This is a genomic window from Kouleothrix sp. 19917, assembly GCF_057073505.1.
In genome coordinates, this window is sequence record NZ_CP097099.1 from 5,336,168 (window position 1) to 5,355,447 (window position 19,280).

The window sequence follows — 19,280 nt, forward strand, 5'->3', positions numbered from 1 at the left end:
TCCACAGATTACGCAGATTACACAGATTGGATTCGTTCAGGGCGAATGACAAAGGACGAAAGACGAAGGAAGATCATCCTTCGTCTTTCGTCCGTCGTCAAGAGGGCGCGCCGTTGGCAGTATGCAGTAACTTGCGCACGTGCGAACCTTCAAACCTGCGACTTGCATACCCGCAGCCCTCCGCGTCCTTTGCGCTCTTTGCGGTGAAATAATCCCGTCGCCCTTCGATACGCGGCTGCGCCGCACTCAGGACGAAGTCGTTGATCGGCCTGCCCTGAGCTTGTCGAAGGGTCATTCGTCCTTTGTCGTTCGTCGGACCTCGCCTCACCCCACCTGCTGCACGCGCGCGAGGGCGTCTTCGGCGCGGGGGCAATCGCCGTCGGCGGCGGCGAGCGCGCGCCGGTAGGATGTAGCCGCCTCGCCCGCGTGGCCCAGCCGCTCGTAGCAGCCGCCCAGCGCCAGCAGCGCGTCGATGCGCTGGTCGCGCAGCTCGGCGCGGCGCCCCTCGACATAGGACGAATCGCCGAAGAAGGGGCAATCGTCCATGTAGTCGCCGCGATACAGCTCGAGCGCCTCGGCCAGCGCCGCGCGCGCATCCTCAAGCTGGTTCTGGCGCAGCAACGTGTGCCCCCGCTCGGTCGCCACGGCAAAGGCGTCGGCGTCGCACCAGGCCACCGCGCTCGCATCAAACCAGTAGCGCTCGTGGTGGTAGGTCACTAATTTACTTTCATTCCCCCGGCGCAACCCTGGCTCAAGCGTGCGTCGCAGCGCCGCCACCGTGCGATGAAAAGCGGTATCGGCCTTGTCGAGGTCGAGATCGGGCCAGATCACCTCTGCGGCCTCGTCCTTGGTCACCCCGCGCCCGCGCCGGTCGAACAGAAAGGCGAACAGCGCCTCGGCCTGGTAGGTGCCGGCCTTGTCGCCGCCCCAGCGCTCGATCAGCACGCCGTCGCGCTCGGCGCGCAGCGGGCCAAGCGCAAACACGCGCAGACCGTCCTTCTGGGCTTGGGGCGGGCTGGGCGCAGGCGCAGGCTGGGCAGCCAGGCGCAGCGCCTCAAGCGCCTGCGCTTCGAGCAGCTCCTGCTCGGCCTGGAGCTGGCGGCTTTGCTCGGCCAGCGCGGCCAGGGTCAGCTCTTCTTCCTGCTGGGCGCGCAGCAGCTTCACCGTGCGGGCGAGGTAATCGGCAAGCAGGCGCAGCAGGGCGCGCTCGGTTTCGCGGAAGGGCTCGCCCGAGCGCTTGGCCCCGAGCATCAGCAGGCCATAGGTGGCCTCGCCGCGCTGGAGCGGCAGCAAGAGGCGCGCAGCCGGCCAGGGCTGCCAGTCGCCATAGTGCGTCTGCGGGGCGTCGGGCGCACGCACCTCGGCAAGCGCGGCGTCGGCGGGCGGCTCGCCGCCGTAGCTGGCCAGCACGCGCAGGCCACTGCCTTCCTGCACGGCCACCGCCCCGGCGCGCAGCCCAAGCGTGCGGCAGATCGCGGTGAGCGCAGCCTGAAGCTGGCCGGGCAGATCGCCGCGCTGGTTCCAGTCGTCGCTCATTTCGCGCAGCAGGCGCGCGTAATCGAACTCGCGATGGAAAAAGCGCCGGTCGATCAGGGCGTTGGCCCAGTCGCGCAGCGGGCCGAAGACGGCGATCAGGGCGGTGAGCGTGAGGATGGTGAAGACCGGCAAGGGCGTGCGCGGCTGGATGAACTCATTGACGACTGGCTCGGCCAGCAGCAGCAACCCAACGTACAGCGCGGTGAGCAGGCCGCCGAGCAGCGAGCGGTAGAAGGTGCGCTGGACGACGCGGGCCGGCAGGAGCGAGCGGTAGGCCAGCACGGCGTAGGCCAGCAGCGCCAGGGCGGCGTCCATCAGCGTGTGGCCGGGCGCAGAAGAAAAGCCAATGGTGCGCGCCAGCGTGGCCCACAGCGCGCCCGCCACGCCCACCACTGCCGCCAGCGCAAACAGCGCGCGCCGCCGCCGCTCGAGGTCGTCGTCGACGGCGCGGCGGTAGCTGAGGAACATGAGCAGCAGGGCGGCGAGCATGGGCAGGGCGCGCTGGAGCGTCCACGGCACAACCAGGGCGGGCGGGAAGGCGAGCACGCCGAGCGGACCGGGCCGCAGCGGGCCGAACAGCGCCGCGCCGGCCAGCAGCAGGCCAGTGGCGTAGAACAGCGCGGCCAGGGCGATCTGCCAGCGCGGCGCGGGGCCATCGCCCACCAGCACCACGATGAAGTGGAAGAAGACCGGCGGCAGGAGCACCGTCTCGACAAGCTGGGCCATGTCCATGGCTGTGCGCGCCGCCGAGGAGTCGCTGATGTCGGCCAGGAAGATGCCGAGGCCGTAGACGGTGAGGTGCAGGCAGAGCCAGGCAAAGGCCTGCGCGGGGCGGTCGCGCGGGGCGCGCACCAGCAGGCTCAGGCCGAGCCAGCAGGCCAGCACGGCCATGAGAAAGGCGGGCAGCCCATGCAGAATGGCGAGGAATGCGTCTAGCGACATAGCGCCCCAATCGTGCGGCGATTCGCGTGGCAGTATAGCATTGGGGTGGGGTGGGGGCAAGGGGTGCGGGGCGGACACACAGGTCCGCCCACGACACAAGCTGCTCGGGCCACAAGGCCGCTAGGATGCTTGCCAGCAGGCTGATTGCTCAGGCCGCAAGGCCGCTATGCTTTTCTTTTCGAGCCAGTACCGGCTTCGAACCAGCTTGCTCGGGCCGCAAGGCCGCTAGGATGCTTGCCAGCAGGGCATGTGCTTACGAGGAAAGCAGTGCCCGTTTCAAGCCAGCTTGCTCAGGCCGCAGGGCCGCTGGGGCTCCCGCCCCAGCACCCCGGCCAAGGGCTGCGCCCTTGGAACCCAAATGAATGTCAACTCGACTGAACGGCAGTGCGGTCATGCCTCCGTTATGCCAAAAAGCTGGCAACGGACGAGATATGTCAGATGCGATAATGGGGCGTGGCATATTCCTACCTCGCAATTTGCACTCACCTCATTCGCGTGATGCCGGCGCGGCCCGCAACGGAGGCATGACAACCAGCATTTCGCATGCCGGCCACGTTCTTTTTGGGGTTCGGGGCAGCGCCCCGACGCCGGGTGCCGGGGCGGGCGCCGCCCCGGCGGCCTTGCGGCCCGAGCAAACTGCCTTACTCACAGGTACTGCCGTAGGGGGCGGACACACAGGTCCGCCCACGACCGAAGGTCCGCCCACGACCGAAGGTCCGCCCACGACCGAAGGTCCGCCCAAACACGCGGGAGCGCGAGGGCGCGCAGCCCTCGCAAAAGTACGGGGCGGACACCCAGGTCCGCCCAGACAGGTCCCCCACGGCCCTGCGGCCCGAGCAAACTTCCCTATTCATCCAAAAGAACCACTGGTTCCTGGTAGTAACGAATGCGCCGGCCGGCCAGCTTCTCCTGCAAAATCGTGTCGAGCTGCTCGCTCTTCGCGGCCAGCGGCGCGGCGTCGCGCAGGAAATCCAGCGGCATATTCAGCCGCAGAATGCGCCCCGGCACCACAAAGCGCGTCACGCCGGCCGGCAGCACGCGCCCCGCCGCCGCCAGGCCCAGAATGCTGTCGGCGGTGAGCTGCGGGAACAGCACCAGCCCCACCAGCTCGGGGAACTGCGCCTTCAGCGCGGCCAGGTCGGTCGCCAGCGTGCGCTCGACCGTGCCCCACGCCGTGTAGCGCTCGACCGTTGGGTTCAGCACGTCGAGCCAGTCGTGGGTGGCATCGGGCGCGGCGCGCAGCAGAAACGCGCGCTTGTCGGCGGTGAACAAGCCCGCCAGCGCCTGCTCGATCTGCAAGCGGTCGCGCAGCTGCTCGGGCGCAAGCTCGGCCAGCTCCAGCCCCGACACTTCGCGCAGCAAACCCAGTAATTCCTCCACGCCCGCGCCCGAGATAGCGTGGAACCATGTGTGCGCGTGCTGGTTCGCCACCTCGGCTGGCACCACCTGCACAATCGTGTGCGGCAGGCCAAGCTGCTTCATCGCCGCTGTGCGCGTCGCACCATCCAGCACCACATAGCGGCCGTCGCGCTCAGCCACCACTGGCGGATTGATCAGCATATTTTCGCCCACCAGCCGCTCGGCCAGGTCGGCGGCGCGCTGCGCATCGAACGTTTCGTGCGGCACCACCTGATTCAGCGGCACCACGCGCAGCGCCAGGGTATCGGCCACGCGGCGCGGGCGAATGATCGCCACAATCTGCTCGGCCACCACCATCGCCGCGCTGCGCTGCGCGTCCTCGGTGCTCGCCGCGATATGCGGGGTCGCCAGCACGCGCGGGTGCGTGGCAAGCTGGCTGTCCATCGCCGGCTCCTGCGTAAACACGTCCAGCGCCGCGCCGGCCAGCCCGCCAGCGTCCAGTGCCGCCAGAAGCGCCGCCTCATCGATTACGCCACCGCGAGCGGTATTGATAATATAGGCGGTTGGCTTCATCAGCGCCAACTCGGATGCCCCGATCATGCCATTGGTTTCGGCGCGCATTGGCACATGCAGCGTCACAAAATCGGCTTCGCGCAGGAGGATCGTCAGGTCGGCCTGCTCGACGCCCCACTCCAGCGCCAGCTCGGGTGTCAGGCGCGGCTGGTTCACCAGCACGCGCATGCCAAAGGCCTGGGCGTAGCGCGCCACCTGCCGACCGATCCGCCCAAAGCCCACGATCCCGAGCGTTTTGCCCATCAGGCCCGTGCCCATCAGCCGCGATTTCTCCCAGCGCCCGGCCTTCATGCTCTGGTCGGCAGCAACCAGTCGCCGCGCCAGCGTCAGCATCAGGCCGATGGTGTGCTCGGCCACGGCCACGGTGTTGGCGTCGGGCGCATTCACCACCTCAATGCCCTGCACGCGCGCGGCCTGCACGTCAATCGTGTCGAGGCCCGCGCCGGCCCGCCCGATCACGCGCAGGCGGTGGCCGCGCGCAATCACCGAGGCCGGCACTTTGGTGGCGCTGCGCACAATCAGCGCGTCGGCGTCGCCCACCGCTTCTTCAAGCTCCGCGCGCGACAGGCCTGGCCGAATGTCGACGGTGGCGTGCTGGCGCAGCAGAGCGACCCCGTCGTCGTGGATTGGGTCGCACACAAGAACGCGCGGTTGCTGGGGGTTCATGGCGATGCTCCTTGTTTGGCGGCGGGTGCGGATGGGCGTTCATGATACCGCAACTGCGGGGCGGCGCGTGCGCGCGGTGTCGCGCCAGGTGGAACGGGTGGGCGGGAGTCAGGAGTCAGAAGTCAGGAGTCAGCGGACAGGAGGCAGGAGGCAGTGAGCAGTTGGCAGTAAGCACGAACTTACAACTTTCAACCTTCCAACTTTCCAACCTGCAACCCTTTGCGTCCTTTGCGCTCTTTGCGGTTCAAACTCCCGTGGTCGGTCGTCGGTCGTCAGTCGTCGGTCGTCACTCCCCAACATACAACCTTCCAACCTGAAACCTGCAACTCATCCCGCCCCCGTCGCGGCGAGCACCAGGCGCAGCAAGGCGCGCATGCCGGCGGGGATGCGGCCCGGCTCGATATACTCGTCGAGGCGGTGCTCGTTTTCGCCGTCGCCAATGCCCACGCACACGGCCGGGATGCCGCGACTGAGCGGAATATTCGCGTCGGTGCTGGCGATGTCGAGCGCGGCGGCGAAACCCTCGGCGCGGTAGGCCGCCTGCGCGGCGCGCACCAGCGGGTGGCTGGCCGGCACGCTGCCAGCCGGGCGGTCGCCCACGGTTTCGAGCGCGAAGGTAATCCCTGGCTCGCTCGCGCGCGCCGCCTCGACCGCGCGCTCGACTTGCGCGATCAAGCCCTTCAGCGCAATCGGCGCGGTCGAGCGCAGGTCGAGCAGCAGGCTGGCGGCGGCGGCGATCGTGTTCACCGAGCTGCCGCCCTCGATCACGCCAATGTTAAAGCTGCTGCGCGGCTCTTTGGGCGCGTCGAGCTGCGCAAGGCGGGCGGCAAGGCGCACCAGGGCGTGAATGGCGCTGGGCGCACCAAAATCAGCCCAGGCGTGGCCGCCACCCGCCGCCGCGCTGATGCGGTAGCGCCGCACGCCCAGCCCGGCGTGAATAATGCGATCCGGGCCGGTTCCTTCCAGCGCAATCGCCGCGTCGATGCTGGCGTGCAGCCGCTCGGTAGCCGCGCGCATGCCGTGCAGGTCGCCCAAACCTTCTTCACCAACATTCGCCACAAACCAGATATCGCCATCGTGGGGGAGCTGGTGCTCGTGCAGGGCGCGGGCGAGGTGCAGCAGCGAGGCCACGCCCAGGCTGTTGTCGCCCAGGCCGGGGCCATACACGCGTGTGCCCTCGCGGCGGATGCGCAGGTCGGTGCTGGCGGGGAACACTGTGTCGAGGTGGGCGGCGATCATCAGGGCCGGGCGCGTGGCGCGGCCGGGGCGGCGGCCATACACATTGCCAATCGCGTCGGTATCGACATCCTGCAAGCCGAGCGCCTGCATCTGTGCGGCCACGGCCGCGCCGCGCGCCGCCTCGTCGAAGGTGGGCGCGGGGATCTGCTGGATGGCAATTGCCGTCTCGACAATCGCGGCGGCCTCGAAGCTGCGCGCGGCGACCTGGGCAGCCGGCATGTCGCGCCAGCGATCGATCTTGTTCATCATCGCTCCATTGCGGTGGAAAAGCCGAACCGGCGGCTATTGTAGCACAAACCCCTGGCCGGACTTGTAGCTTGTGGCCCGCCCGCCGCGGTACAATGTCACGCTGCCTTGGCCATACACCTGCCACGCGCCATCCGGCCCGTCGTCAATCATGCCGGTGCGCTCGTCAATGCCGATCAGCACGGCGTTCGGCAGCAGCGTGCCCAGGCGCTCGGCCCAGCCTTTGCCGAAGGTATTGTGGTGCGGCAGCACGCAGCTGTTCGCGATCATGCCGAGGCCGGGCAGCACCGCGCGCGCCTGTGGGTCGAAGTAGTGTTCGCACAGCACCATTGCGCCCGCGCTGCTGCCGCCCAGCACCGCACCCGCCGCGTGGGCTTCGCGCGCGGCCCGCCACGCCTCGCTGCCCAGCAGGGTTTGCCCGAGGTAGTGCGGGAAGCCGCCCAGCATGTAGATCAGGCGGGCCGCGCGCAGGGCATCGACCACCGCCGGGCTGCGCGCCGCCGCCCGGTCCGTCAGCGGCAGCGACTCAACGTTCTGCGCGCCCAGGCTGCGAAACCAGCGCACGCCATTGCCGCCCGCGCGCGCGTGGTTGTTGTCGGGCGCGGCGGCGGTGGGGATGATTGCGATGGGCGCATCGGGGCCGCCGGCCAGCGCGATTGCGCGCTCGTCGGGCTCGCGCATGCGCCCGCCAAACTCCGCGCCGCCTTCGAGAAGCAGGTAGCCCATGCGATGTACTCCTGTGAAACTATCACCAAAAAGGCTGGCTGACGAAAGACGAAGGACGAAGGACCAAAAGCCGCTTTCGTCCTTCGTCCTTCGTCCTTCGTCTTCCGCACGGCCGTGCCAGTGAGCGTAAATACGCACTATGCACTACGCACCAGCGGCACTTAGGCTACTCCGGCTTGTTTTCCAGCACCGCGTCGATCGCGTCAAGCACTTCGGGCGTGAGCTTGGGCGCAACCTCCAGCGCCTTCATGTTCTCGGTCACCTGCGCGGCGCGGCTTGCGCCCGTGATCACCGTGCTGACGTTCGGGTTGGCGAGGCACCAGGCCAGGCCAAGCTGCGCCAGCGTGCACCCTAGCTCATCGGCAATCGGCTGGAGCTTGCGCACCTTCTCGATGCGATCGGGCGTGATCGCGGCGTCCTTCAGCCACTCCATGCCCTTGGCGGTGGCGCGGCTACCTTCGGGGATGCCGTCGTTGTACTTGCCCGTCAGCACGCCCGAGGCCAGCGGACTCCAGATCGTCGTGCCGTAGCCAAGCTCGCTGTAGAGCGGCGCGTACTCTTTCTCGAAGCGGTCGCGCACAAACATGTTGTACTGCGGCTGCTCCATGCTCGGCGGCGTCAGGCCATACTGGCGGGCCACCGCGTCGGCGCGCATGATCTCGGCCGCGCTCCACTCCGAAGTTCCCCAGTAGAAGGCCTTGCCCTGCTTGATCACAATATCCATCGCCCGCACCGTTTCCTCAATCGGCGTGTTTGGGTCGGGCCGGTGGCAGAACACCAGGTCGACATAGTCGAGCTGCAAGCGGCGCAGCGCGCTGTTCATGCCCTCGATGATATGCTTGTGCGAAAGGCCGGTGTCGTTCGGGCCGTCGCCGCCCCAGAAGATTTTGGTGGAGACGACAATGCTTTCGCGCCGCCAGCCAAGCTCCTTGATTACGTTCCCCATCACTGTTTCGGCATTGCCGCCGGCGTAGGCCTCGGCATTGTCGAAAAAGTTCACCCCGGCGTCGTAGGCGGCAGCCATGCACTCGCGCGCCACCTGCTCGCCCACCTGCCCACCATACGTCACCCACGCCCCAAGCGACAGCGCGCTGAGCTTGATGCCGGCCTTGCCAAGACGACGATACTCCATGAGACTGCTCCTTGTTCTTGCCCCAGCCGCCTGTTGGCCGGAAACCTGTGCCGCCAGCAATCGCTGCGGCGACTCACTATGATACACCCTGCAGGGTTCAGCAATAACAGTGCCCCGTATGGAGAAAGCATCCCGTTTGGTGAAGAAATGTTTTCGCACAAAGCCGCGCCGGCCGGGTATGCTAGGGGCGTGGCGAGCGGGCCGGGCCGGCAAGCACACGGAAGCCCCGCCGGAAGGCGCTTAAGAGCACGCGGCACCAGAATGAGCCGCCGCGTGGGTGTATGCTTTCGCAGTGTCCGCGCCTGGCCCCGCCGCACCGCATAGCCGGAAAGGAGGCACCGCACTCACTTTTCACGCTCGATAACAAAGCTACATAGGGGGTAATAGCGGCGCGCCGGCCTACTCGGTGCGCCGCTTGTTTCGCTCGGTGTTGCTGGGCCTCCGCCAGCGCGCCGAGTGCAACCGCGGCCTGGTGGCGCAGCAATAGGCAGGTGCCGCATCACACATCTTTTCTAATTACCACCAAGACACCAAGACACCAAGTTTTGATGATCTTGGTGCCTTGGTGCCTTGGTGGTGAAGCGCTCTTGCGCAATTCACAGCAGAAAGAACGTTTATGAAAGCATTAATAGTCTACTCGTCGTGGTTTGGCCACAACCGCGCCATTGCCGGCCTGCTGGCGGGCGAACTGCGCCGCCATGGCGTTGCCGTGGCCTGCAAGCCTGTTCGGGATGTGCTGAACAGCGAGATCGGCGGCTACGACATGCTGGTGCTCGGCACCTACACCCACCACGGGCGCGCGTCGCACCGCCTGCGCCTGCTGATCGAGGGCATTCTGACGCGCCAGCTTCAGCGCATGAGCATCGCCGCCTTTGGCACGCAGGTGTTCGACAGCCCGGCCTACCACCACCCCGGCGGCGTCGATGACCTGGAGTTGGCAGTGGCCGCGCGCGGCTGCGACCTGGCCGCGCAGCCACTGCGGATCGAGCTGCGTGGGCTGGCGCGCTTTGCACCCTGGCTCGGCATTGGCAGGCACGAGCGCGCGGCCATTCGCGCATTCGCCGCCGACCTGTGGGACGCGTGCGTGCCGGCCGCGCTGATATAAATTCTATCTTTTCTCTCGTTTTGGGGTTATGCCATTACGGAACTGCACATCCAACGCAGTGCTTTTTGCCTGCGGCAGCAAGGTAATTTGATTATTTTTGTATGCAGTGTTCTGCGCGTAGCGCAGAACACTGCATACAAAGAAAAGGACGAGTACCGCTCTGCCGAAGGCTAAGGACGCTAATAACGTCGGGAAAATGTGAAATTGTCCGCTGGGCGCTGCGCCTGAAGCAGTTATGATAGCGGCTTTGCCGCCAGCTACGCCTCAATCGCCGCGACATCGCCCTCGGCGCGCTCGGCCACCGAGCCGATGCTGAAGTACTTCGCGTCGGGGTGGTGAATGACAATTGCGGCGGTGCTTTGCTCGGGCACAAGCTGGAATGCCTCGGTGAGCGTCACGCCAATGCGCTCGGCCGGCAGGATCGCGAACAGCTTGGCGTGCTCGTCGAGGTCGGGGCAGGCCGGGTAGCCCCACGAGTAGCGCTTGCCGCGCTCGCCGGTTTTCGAGCCGGGCTCAGTGCGCAGGCCCAGGCTTTGCCGCACCACGCGGTTGGTGTATTCCGCCAGCGCCTCGGCCAGCGACACGCTCAATCCATGGATATAGTAGCCCCGGCTGTAGTCGCCCGCGCGCTGCAACTCCTCGGTCAGGTCGTCGACGCGCGTGCCCATGGTTACGATCTGGAAGGCTGCGACATCGTACTCGCCGCTGGTGGCGGCGCGGAAGTAGTCGGCCAGGCACAGTCGCTCACGCTCGGGCTGGCGCGGGAACACGAAGCGCGTCAGTTCGCGGGGTTGGGAGTTGGGGGTTAGCGAAGCTGGATCGTACACCACCAGCTCGTTGCCGTCGCTCTGCACCGGGAAGTAGCCATACACCACTTTCGGCTCCAGCCAGCCATCGCGCTCGGCCTCGCGCAGCAGCTCGCGCACCTTCACGTCGAACTCGCCCTTCAGCCGCTCCCACTCCGCGCCCTTGGCGTTTTTCGCGCCCCATTGCAGGCGATACAGCGCATTGCGGTCGAGGCAATCGACCACGTCCTGCAGCTTGATGCGCGTGACCACCTGCGTGCCCCAGAAGGGTGGCGTCGGCACCGGCACGTCGCGGCGCACATTCGAGCGCGCCGTGTCGCCGCGGGTGGCCTGCCCCAGCTCGGCCAGCGCCACACGGCCGCGCTGCTTCTGGCGCAGCACCTGCGCCGCGTCCACAATCGTCTGCTGCACAAAGCTCGGGCGCACCGCCGGGTCGGCCAGCTTGTCCATCGTCTCCAAACCCTCGAAGGCGTCTTTGCAGTAGAACACGCCCGATTCGTAGGGTTCCTCATCCGCCACAAAGGTAATGCGCTGGCCGTACTGCTTGTTGATCGCCGCGCCGCCCACCAGCACCGGGAAGCTCAGCCCGCGCCGGTGCAGCTCCTGCACGCACAGCGGCATCTGCTTCGAGGTGCTCACCAGCAGCGCCGACAGGCCAATCGCGTCGGCGCCCACTTCCACTGCCTTCTCGATGATCGTGTTAAGCGGCACCTGCTTGCCCAGGTCGTAGACGGTGTAGCCGTTGTTGGCGAGAATCGTGTGCACCAGGTTCTTGCCAATGTCGTGGACGTCGCCATACACCGTCGCCAGCACGACTTTGCCCTTGGTAGAGCCTTCGAGCTTATCGAGATACAGTTCAAGATGCGCGACAGCCTTTTTCATCACCTCGGCGCTTTGCAGCACAAAGGGCAGGATGAGCTGGCCCGAACCGAACAGGTCGCCCACTTCTTTCATTGCGGGCAATAGCACGTCGTTCAGTACGTCGACGGCGGCTTCGCCACGCGGCATTGTTTGCTCTTCTTGTCGGGGCGCAGCAGCCTGAGGGCCTGTGCCTGTTGAAGGATCTGCGGGCTGCTGCGCCTCTGCTGCGGGCTGCTGCGCCGCTACTTGCTGCGCCCTTACAGCGTCGGGCGTGATGCCCATCCGCTCGGCCATCAGCGTGTCGATATCGCTTTCGACGCCTTCTTTCTTGCGGTGGACGATCTTCCAGTGCAGGCGCTCGCCCACCGTCATGCCGGCGGTCGGGTCGGCGCGGGTTTCGGTTTCGGCGGCGGCGTTTTGCTCGTAGAAGTTGATGAAACGCGCCAGCGCGTCCTCGCGCCGGTTGAAGATCAGGTCTTCGCAGAGCGCGCGCTGCTCGTCGGGAATTTCGGCGTAGGGCGTGACGTGCGCCGGGTTGATGATTGCCGTGTCGAGGCCGGCGTCGACGGCGTGCTTGAGAAAGACCGAGTTGAGCGCGGCGCGGGCGTGCGGCGCGACACCAAAGCTCAGGTTCGAAACGCCCAGCGTGGTGAAGCAGCCGGGGATGTTCTGCTTGACGGCGCGGATGCCCTCGATCGTTTCAATCGCGGCGCGGCGCAGCTCTTCCTGCCCGGTGGTGATTGGGAAGGTCAGCACGTCGAAGATCAGCGCCTCGGCCGGCACGCCATACTCGTCCTGCGCGATCTGCGCAATGCGCTGAGCAACCGCCAGCTTCTTCTCGGCCGTGTGCGCCATGCCGTCTTCGTCAATCGTCATCGCCATGGCCGCCGCGCCATAGCGCGCCAGCAGCGGCAGCGTGCGGTCGAGCTTTTCGCCGCGCCCGCCTTCCAGCGAGAGCGAGTTGATCACCGCGCGGCCAGGGTAGGTTTCCAGCGCGGCCTTCAGCACGTCGGCCTCGGTGGTGTCGATCACCAGCGGCAGCTCGACATTCATGGTCAGCTTTTTCACCAGCGTGACCATCTGATCCTGCTCGTCGGGGCGCTCGGTGGTGGCCACGCACACGTCCAGCAGGTGCGCGCCGCCGTCCACCTGCTCGCGCGCAACTTCCAGCACGCCGTCGTAGTCGTCGTTCAGCAGCAGGCGCTTGACTTTGCGCGACCCAAGCGTGTTGACGCGCTCGCCAATCATTGTGAGCGTGATGTCCTGGCGCAGCGCGGCGGCCTTCACGCCCGACGAAACGCTGGGAATGTATTCGATCTCGCGCTCGGCGGGGGCGCGCTCGAAGCCAAGCGCCGCTCGCAGGGCGCGCAGGTGCGCGGGCGTGGTACCGCAGCAGCCGCCCACCACATTCACGCCATACTCGCGCACAAAACCGCCCAGGATGCGCGCAAATGGCTCGGGCTCCATCGGGTACACGGTCTCGCCATCGACCTCGATCGGCAGGCCGGCGTTGGGGATGCACGAAATCGGCAGGCGCGAGTGCGCGCACAGGTACTGAATCGCCTCGCGCATATGCTCGGGGCCGGTGCTGCAGTTCAGGCCGATCACATCCACCGGCATGGCTTCCAGCGTGGCGATCACGGCCGGCACCTCGGTGCCGAGCAGCATGCGTCCCGACAGGTCGAGGAAGATCTGGGCCTGCACGGCCACGCTGCTGCCGGTTGCTTTCTTTGCGCGGCGGATGCCATCGAGCGCGGCCTTCACTTCCAGAATATCGACGCTGGTTTCCACCAGCAGCACATCCACGCCACCCTCGATCAGCGCGCTGGCCTGCTCGAAAAAGATGTCGGACAGCTCGTCGAAGGTGATGTTGGACAGCGCGGGGTCGTCGGAGGAAGGCAGCTTGCCGGTTGGGCCAATCGAGCCAGCCACATAGCGCGGGCGGCCATCCTGCGCCTGGTAGCGGTCGGCCACGCTGCGGGCCAGGCGCGCGGCGGCGATATTCAGCTCGGCGGTGCGCTCGGCCAGGCCCCATTCTTCCAGGCGCAGGCGCGTGCTCTGGAAGGTGTTGGTTTCCAGCACATCGCAGCCGGCCTCCATAAACGAGGCGTGAATCTGCTCGATCACGTCGGGGCGCGCAATTGCCAGGTAGTCGCGGTTGCCGTTGGTGCGCTCGCCGCCGTAGTCGTCGGCGGAGAGGTTGAAGGTGTCGATGCTGGTGCCCATTGCGCCGTCGTAGAGCAGCACGCGCTCGCGCAGCGCTTCGAGGTAGGTGGGTTTGGTGGCGTGTGTCACAGTATAGTATTCTCCTGGTTTTTGGGCATAAAAACACCCCACGCGCTGGCGTGAGGCTGTGTGTTCCTCATCTCCCAGCTTGCGCTGTCGGAGTTAGCACCGTGCCGAGATTTACGATTGACGATTTATGATTTACGAATGTGAGGCCGCAATCGTAAATCGTACATCCAAAATCGTAAATGGCTCGGGGGTTGCCGGGGTTTCACAGGGCCGTTCCCTCCACCCCTCTTGATGAGCGGTCTTCAATTGGCGCGCAGTATAGCAGCCGGGGGCGGGCTTGTCAACGCCGTGTTGCACATTGCGCAACGGCTGGCTACCACCAGAAGGTGTGGCCGCCAAGCATGCGGCGGATCTGTTCGCAGATTTTGTCGGGGTGGATGGGCTTGCTGATAAAGCTGTCGAAGCCGGCATCCTTGGCGCGCAGGCGCGTCTGGTGCATGATGTTGGCGGTGACGGCGGCAATATGCGCGCGCGCCGATTGTGGGTGAGCGCGCAGGCGCTTGAGCACCGAGAAGCCATCCTCGCCGGGCAGGCCAATGTCGAGCAGCACCAGATCGACCTGGGGCAGCGCCTCGATCAGCTGGATGAGCTTGGCGCCGCTGCCGCGATGGTAGAAGTGCTTGAAGCCAGCATATTTCAGCAGCTCTTCGATCACCAGGTAGGAATTGGGATCGTCTTCAACCAGGATGATATACGCATTTTCCGGGTTGTCGATCGGTGTTCGGTTGTGCTGGCGCGCAAATGGTTGCGTCATATCATTCACCTGCATGCAATGGTGGCAGCGGTTAATTCAGCACTGCCGGGCTTGACTCGGGCTGGGTTGAAAGGAACTCGGCTTCTTCGACCTTGATCGGCATGCTCATGCGCTCGCTCACGGCGCACATGTCTTCGGCAGTGACGGCCGGCACGGTAAAGCGGAATGTCGAGCCGTAGCCGGGCTTGCTTGTGACATTCAGCTGGCCGCCATGCAGCTCGACCAGGCGCCGGCTGATTGGCAGGCCCAGGCCAGTGCCGCTGTAGCGCCGCGAAAGCGTTTCGTCGGCCTGGCGGAATTCTTCGAAAATAATGTCGATATTTTCGGGCGCGATGCCAATGCCCGTATCTTCAACCTCGACAATCACCTGGCTGGCGTCGGCTTGTGCTTCGCCCGCGCTGCCATAGACGCGCAGGGTAATGCTGCCGTGCTCGGTGAATTTCACCGCGTTCGAGAGCAGGTTCAGCAGCACCTGTGCCACGCGCACACGGTCAATATACACCAGGGGCAGGTCGCCCGCAATCTCGCTGCGCAGCATGATCGGCTTGCCCAGCGTCAGGCTGCTGGCGGTGATCAGCGCTTCCTGCACCACCAGCTCGATCTGGCTTGGCTCGCGCTGCAAATCGAGCCGCCCGGCCTCGATCTTGGCGTTGTCGAGAATGTCGTTCAGCAGCTTGAGCAGGTAGTTGCCCGAGTCGTAAATTCGGCCCATGTAGTCGTGCTGCTCGGGCGCAAGCGGGCCTTTCAGCTCTTGCTTGAGAATGTAGGAAAAGCCAATGATCGCGTTGAGCGGCGTGCGCAGCTCGTGGCTCATGTTTGCCACAAAGTGCGATTTCATGCGGTTGGCGTATTCGGCAACGGCGCGGGCATTTTCAAGCTGCTTGTTGCTGTTTTGCAGCTGGCTGTTCAGGTAATCCTGGTCGCGCAGTGCGCGCTGAAGCTGTTTTTCGCTTTCGTAAAGCTGTGTTTCGCGCCGTTCGACCTTGTGGTAGCTGTCGATCGCCCACTCCACGGCGGCGGCAAAACTCTGCGAGGTGAGCATGGAAACCGTTGCGCTCAGGTAGCTCAGGACGGTGGCCGCCAGAAATGGCAGGTGCCAGATCTGATCGTGCTGCCCGAGCAGCAGGGCCAGCAGCGCCATCAATAGCATTGCGGCGCTGGCAGTGATAAAGCCGGTGCGCGGCTGCAGCAGAATGCCGCTGGCGGCGATCAGGAGTGGCGTGAAGAAGATGAAAGGGTTGCTGTCGAGCGGGTAGAAGGCAAACGACGCGGCCAGCGCGGCCATGATGCCGGCCAGAAACGCGCAGACGGCGGCGGGGTAGTTCTTGCGACGGCGCAGCTTGTCGGCCAGCCAGTAGCTCAGCATCAGGGCAATGCCCATATACATGCTCAGCCGCGTTGCGGGCATGCCAACCAGGCCAATACACAGCAGCAGCAAGCCCAGGCCGCCCAACGAATAAAGCAGCACAACAAAGACGTCTTCACGCAGCGATTGCGTGTACTCTTCCAGGCGCGGCTCGTTTACATCGGTCTGGTCGATCGTTGCCACAGGTGTGCGCTTTCAGTACGCCACAGGTCGGAATAGCTCTATTGTACGATCGAATGTATCATTGACTATAGTTTTCTGGTGACAAGTGTATGACAATCTGGCCGGGCCAGGAAATAGTGAAGCTGGCGGCTTGCGTGAGCCACCAGCTTCGTTTGACCGCATTGCGTTTCGTTGTTCGTCATTCGTCTTTGGTCATAACCAGCAACGGATTTCGATAGGACTTTCGCTCAGGCGGATTTACGCCTGCGGCGGGCAAGGTAGAATTTCTTTTTCTTGTCACTTTTTTGCGCTGCAGCGCAAAAAAGTGACAAGGAATTGAATCATGCATCCCTGCAAGCGAAAGTCCTGTCCGAAAAGCCGCGCTCGTGCAGTATCAGGAAAGCGATCGGAACTTAGGGAAGAGTTTCTGCATTGCAATCACCAAACCCTATTCTCCAAACCCTAAACCCTGCGCTGAAAGCGCGCTAGGAATGACCTTCCGACGGCGCGGCGCTGCCCGGCACCTGCTCGCCGCCAGCGTTGCTGCCGCCACGGCCCAGCAGGCGCAGGCTGCGATCCACCACATCGCCCACGGTCAGGCCGTAGTGCTGGTAGATCTCCTTGTAGGGGGCCGACGCGCCGAACTTTTCGATGCTCATCACGTCGCCGTGGTCGCCCACCCAGCGGTGCCAGCCCTGCCCCACGCCCGCCTCGATCGAGATGCGCGCACTCACGCTCGGCGGCAACACGCTGGCGCGGTAGTCGTCCGATTGGGTGAGAAACAATTCCCAGCTCGGGAAGCTGACCACACGCGCCTTGACGTCCTGCTCCACCAGCTTGCCGTGCGCCTCGACCGCCAGCGACAGCTCGGAGCCAGTCGCCATCAGGATCAGCTCGGGCGCGCCACCTTCGGCCTCGATCAGCACATACGCGCCGCGCAGGGTGCCATCGGCCGCGCCCATGCTGCCCCGGTCGAAGGTTGGCAGCTTCTGGCGGCTAAGGATAAGTGCTGTGGGGCCGTGCGTGTTTTCCAGCGCGGCCCGCCAGGCGTAGCTGGCCTCGTTGGCGTCGCCAGGGCGAATCACCGTCATGTTGGGGATGGCGCGCAGCGCGGCGAAATGCTCGATCGGCTGGTGGGTCGGACCGTCTTCGCCCAGGCCAATGCTGTCGTGCGTGAACACATACGTCACCGGGTGGTGCGAAAGCGCCGCCACACGAACCGCGCCGCGCATGTAGTCGGAGAAGGTCAGGAAGGTGCCGCCGTAGGCATGCACGCCGCCGTGGGCCGACATGCCGTTGAGCGCCGCGCCCATGGCATGCTCGCGCACGCCGAACCAGATCACGTTGCTGCCGTAGGTGCCGGGCTGGAAGCTGCCATCCGTCACCATTGGCGTGCGCGTCGAGCCGGCCAGGTCGGCCGAGCCGCCGAGCATCCAGGGAATTTCTTCGCGCAGCGCATCGAGCGCCTTGCCAGCGGCCTCGCGCGTGGCCAGCTCGGTGCCGGCCGGGAAGCTTGGCAGCGCCTTTTGCCAGCCCTCGGGCAGCGTGCCGCCAAAGGAGGTATCGAAGCGGCGGGCGGCGTCGGCGTGCTCGCTGCGGTAGCTTTCGAGCTGCTGCTTCCACGCGGCCTGCAGCTTCGCGCCGCGCTCGCCCGCCTCGCGCGCACGCGCTGCTGCTTCTTCTGGCACCACAAAGGTCTTGTCGGGGTCCCAGCCGAAATATTCCTTGGTCTTGCGCACCGCGTCGGTGCCGAGCGGCTCGCCATGTGCCTTGCTGGTGCCGGCCTTGGGGCTGCCAAAGCCAATGATTGTGCGCACCGCAATCAGCGACGGGCGCTCATCCTGCTGGGCCGCGCGAATCGCCGCGTCGATCTCGTCGAGGTTGTTGCCGTCGTGCACGCGCACGGTGTGCCAGCCGTAGGCGTCGAAGCGCGCCACCACATCTTCGGTGAAGGCCAGGTTGGTCGGGCCGTCAAGCGAGATCAGGTTATCGTCGTAGAGGTAGATCAGCTTGCCGAGCTTGAGGTGGCCGGCCAGCGAGGCGGCTTCCGAAGCCACGCCTTCCATCAGGTCGCCGTCGGAGACGATTGCGTAGGTGTAGTGGTCGATTGGCGAGCTCTCGCCCTGGCGGTACGAGGCCGACAGAAAGGCCTCGGCAATCGCCATGCCCACGCCATTCGCAAAGCCCTGGCCAAGCGGGCCAGTGCTGACTTCCACGCCGGGCGTCAGGCCAAACTCGGGGTGGCCGGGGGTTTTCGAGCCCCACTGGCGGAAGTGCTTCAGCTCGTCGAGCGACAGGTCGTAGCCAAACAGGTGCAGCAGGCTGTACAGCAGCATCGAGCCGTGGCCGGCCGAAAGCACGAAGCGGTCGCGGTTGGGCCAGTGCGGATCGTGCGGGTTGAAGCGCAGGTGGCGCGACCACAGCGCGTAGGCCATGGGCGCAGCGCCGAGCGGCAAGCCCGGGTGGCCCGAGTTGGCGGCCTGCACGCCATCGATCGAGAGCATGCGCAGGGTTGTGACGGCCAGTTGATCGGTATCGTTGTATTCCATAATTTTGAGTTTTGAGTGCTGAGTGTTGAGTTGAGCTATTGAAACTCAATCTCGCAACGCCCAAAACTGCTCCTTTCTATTGTCGCGCTCGCCAGTCGGCCAGGAACTGCTCGATGCCCTTGTCGGTCAGCGGGTGCTTCATGCTCTGCTGCAGCACTTTGAACGGGCAGGTAGCGATATGCGCCCCGGCCAGCGCCGAGTCGATGATGTGGCGCGGGCTGCGGATCGAGGCCGAAAGAATCATCGTCTTGATCTGGTCGTCCTGGCGGTAAATCTGGGCGATCTCGCGGATGAGCTGCATGCCCTCAACGCCGGTGTCGTCGACGCGGCCCACAAACGGGCTGATGATGAACGCGCCCGCGCGGGCGGCCAGCAGCGCCTGGGCGGCATTGAAGCACAGCGTGACGTTGGTGCGAATGCCGTCTTTGGCGAGCTGAGACACCGCCTTCAGGCCCTCGGTGGTGCTTGGCACTTTCACAATCACGTTCGGGTGCCACTGCGCAAATTCGCGCCCTTCCTTGATCATCCCTTCGCCGTCGAGCGAGACGGTTTCGGCGCTGATCGGGCCATCCACAAGCGTCGCAATTTCGCTGATGGTGCTTTTGAAGTCGGCGCCCTTCTCGCGCGCAATCAGCGTCGGGTTGGTCGTCACGCCGCTGAGAATGCCCCAGCTGGCGGCCTCACGGATTTCGTCGATGTTGGCGGTGTCGAGGTAGATTTGCATGCTAAGCTCCTTTGCATCTGCTGTTGCCCTGTGCAGATGGATTGATGATACCGTACAGCACTTTGTGAAGAAAATCGCCAAAAGACGACATCTGGCCCTCTTCTTTTGGCGAGGGTACACTTTCCAAAGTACGAGGAACGCTGGCCGAGACGATGCGGGCTGGATAGAAACGATTATAACACGCACGATCTGTGCGGTCGGCATATTCCAGGTAATAGTCTCGTGAAAGTACGTGGCGT

General features: G+C 65.1%; 11 protein-coding genes and 1 riboswitch. Of the genes, 1 reads left to right on the forward strand and 10 read right to left on the reverse strand.

The window, feature by feature from the left end:
- Nucleotides 1-324: 324 nt before the first annotated feature.
- The 5 genes from M1P90_RS21625 to M1P90_RS21645 all read right to left on the reverse strand — a co-directional run bounded on the left by M1P90_RS21625 (nucleotide 325) and on the right by M1P90_RS21645 (nucleotide 8,419).
- Complete coding sequence (locus M1P90_RS21625; protein WP_483697442.1) at nucleotides 325-2,478, reverse strand: BTAD domain-containing putative transcriptional regulator; 2,154 nt, start codon at nucleotides 2,476-2,478, stop codon at nucleotides 325-327.
- Nucleotides 2,479-3,324: 846 nt separating this feature from the next.
- The gene (locus M1P90_RS21630) at nucleotides 3,325-5,076 is read right to left on the reverse strand and encodes an NAD(P)-dependent oxidoreductase (RefSeq protein WP_483697444.1); all 1,752 of its coding nucleotides are present in this window, start codon (nucleotides 5,074-5,076) and stop codon (nucleotides 3,325-3,327) included.
- Between the two features lie 327 nt (nucleotides 5,077-5,403).
- On the reverse strand, nucleotides 5,404-6,561 hold the full coding sequence (locus M1P90_RS21635; RefSeq protein ID WP_483697446.1) for a M20/M25/M40 family metallo-hydrolase: 1,158 nt from the start codon (nucleotides 6,559-6,561) through the stop codon (nucleotides 5,404-5,406).
- Nucleotides 6,562-6,597: 36 nt separating this feature from the next.
- Entirely contained in the window at nucleotides 6,598-7,287 is a 690-nt protein-coding gene (locus M1P90_RS21640; RefSeq protein WP_483697447.1) for a cyanophycinase, read from the reverse strand.
- Between the two features lie 166 nt (nucleotides 7,288-7,453).
- Nucleotides 7,454-8,419 carry a potassium channel beta subunit family protein gene (locus M1P90_RS21645; protein WP_483697449.1) on the reverse strand — a complete coding sequence of 322 codons (966 nt, stop codon included), beginning with the start codon at nucleotides 8,417-8,419 and terminating at the stop codon, nucleotides 7,454-7,456.
- Between the two features lie 616 nt (nucleotides 8,420-9,035).
- Between M1P90_RS21645 and M1P90_RS21650 the strand changes: the two genes are divergently transcribed.
- Nucleotides 9,036-9,524 carry an NADPH-dependent FMN reductase family protein gene (locus tag M1P90_RS21650; RefSeq protein WP_483697450.1) on the forward strand — a complete coding sequence of 163 codons (489 nt, stop codon included), beginning with the start codon at nucleotides 9,036-9,038 and terminating at the stop codon, nucleotides 9,522-9,524.
- Between the two features lie 257 nt (nucleotides 9,525-9,781).
- On the opposite strand, the gene M1P90_RS21655 is transcribed toward M1P90_RS21650, so the two are convergent.
- The 5 genes from M1P90_RS21655 to fsa all read right to left on the reverse strand — a co-directional run bounded on the left by M1P90_RS21655 (nucleotide 9,782) and on the right by fsa (nucleotide 19,041).
- Complete coding sequence (locus M1P90_RS21655; RefSeq protein ID WP_483697452.1) at nucleotides 9,782-13,486, reverse strand: methionine synthase; 3,705 nt, start codon at nucleotides 13,484-13,486, stop codon at nucleotides 9,782-9,784.
- A gap of 64 nt (nucleotides 13,487-13,550) precedes the next feature.
- A riboswitch (SAM riboswitch) is annotated at nucleotides 13,551-13,724 on the reverse strand.
- A 75-nt stretch (nucleotides 13,725-13,799) separates the two neighbouring features.
- Nucleotides 13,800-14,240: a response regulator gene (locus tag M1P90_RS21660; protein WP_483697453.1), complete on the reverse strand. Its 441-nt coding sequence runs from the start codon at nucleotides 14,238-14,240 to the stop codon at nucleotides 13,800-13,802.
- Between the two features lie 31 nt (nucleotides 14,241-14,271).
- Nucleotides 14,272-15,789 (reverse strand): sensor histidine kinase, encoded by a 1,518-nt coding sequence (locus tag M1P90_RS21665; protein WP_483697455.1) that lies wholly within the window; start codon nucleotides 15,787-15,789, stop codon nucleotides 14,272-14,274.
- 464 nt (nucleotides 15,790-16,253) lie between these two features.
- Complete coding sequence (tkt, locus tag M1P90_RS21670; RefSeq protein WP_483697456.1) at nucleotides 16,254-18,317, reverse strand: transketolase; 2,064 nt, start codon at nucleotides 18,315-18,317, stop codon at nucleotides 16,254-16,256.
- 76 nt (nucleotides 18,318-18,393) lie between these two features.
- On the reverse strand, nucleotides 18,394-19,041 hold the full coding sequence (gene fsa / locus M1P90_RS21675) for a fructose-6-phosphate aldolase (RefSeq protein ID WP_483697458.1): 648 nt from the start codon (nucleotides 19,039-19,041) through the stop codon (nucleotides 18,394-18,396).
- Nucleotides 19,042-19,280: the final 239 nt, after the last annotated feature.

Bases quoted from the DNA above. Each gene is read 5' to 3' on its own strand.
- M1P90_RS21625 (WP_483697442.1), bottom strand. From the start codon at position 2,478: ATGTCGCTAGACGCATTCCTCGCCATTCTGCATGGGCTGCCCGCCTTT.
- M1P90_RS21630 (WP_483697444.1), bottom strand. From the start codon at position 5,076: ATGAACCCCCAGCAACCGCGCGTTCTTGTGTGCGACCCAATCCACGAC.
- M1P90_RS21635 (WP_483697446.1), bottom strand. From the start codon at position 6,561: ATGAACAAGATCGATCGCTGGCGCGACATGCCGGCTGCCCAGGTCGCC.
- M1P90_RS21640 (WP_483697447.1), bottom strand. From the start codon at position 7,287: ATGGGCTACCTGCTTCTCGAAGGCGGCGCGGAGTTTGGCGGGCGCATG.
- M1P90_RS21645 (WP_483697449.1), bottom strand. From the start codon at position 8,419: ATGGAGTATCGTCGTCTTGGCAAGGCCGGCATCAAGCTCAGCGCGCTG.
- M1P90_RS21650 (WP_483697450.1), top strand. From the start codon at position 9,036: ATGAAAGCATTAATAGTCTACTCGTCGTGGTTTGGCCACAACCGCGCC.
- M1P90_RS21660 (WP_483697453.1), bottom strand. From the start codon at position 14,240: ATGACGCAACCATTTGCGCGCCAGCACAACCGAACACCGATCGACAAC.
- tkt (WP_483697456.1), bottom strand. From the start codon at position 18,317: ATGGAATACAACGATACCGATCAACTGGCCGTCACAACCCTGCGCATG.
- fsa (WP_483697458.1), bottom strand. From the start codon at position 19,041: ATGCAAATCTACCTCGACACCGCCAACATCGACGAAATCCGTGAGGCC.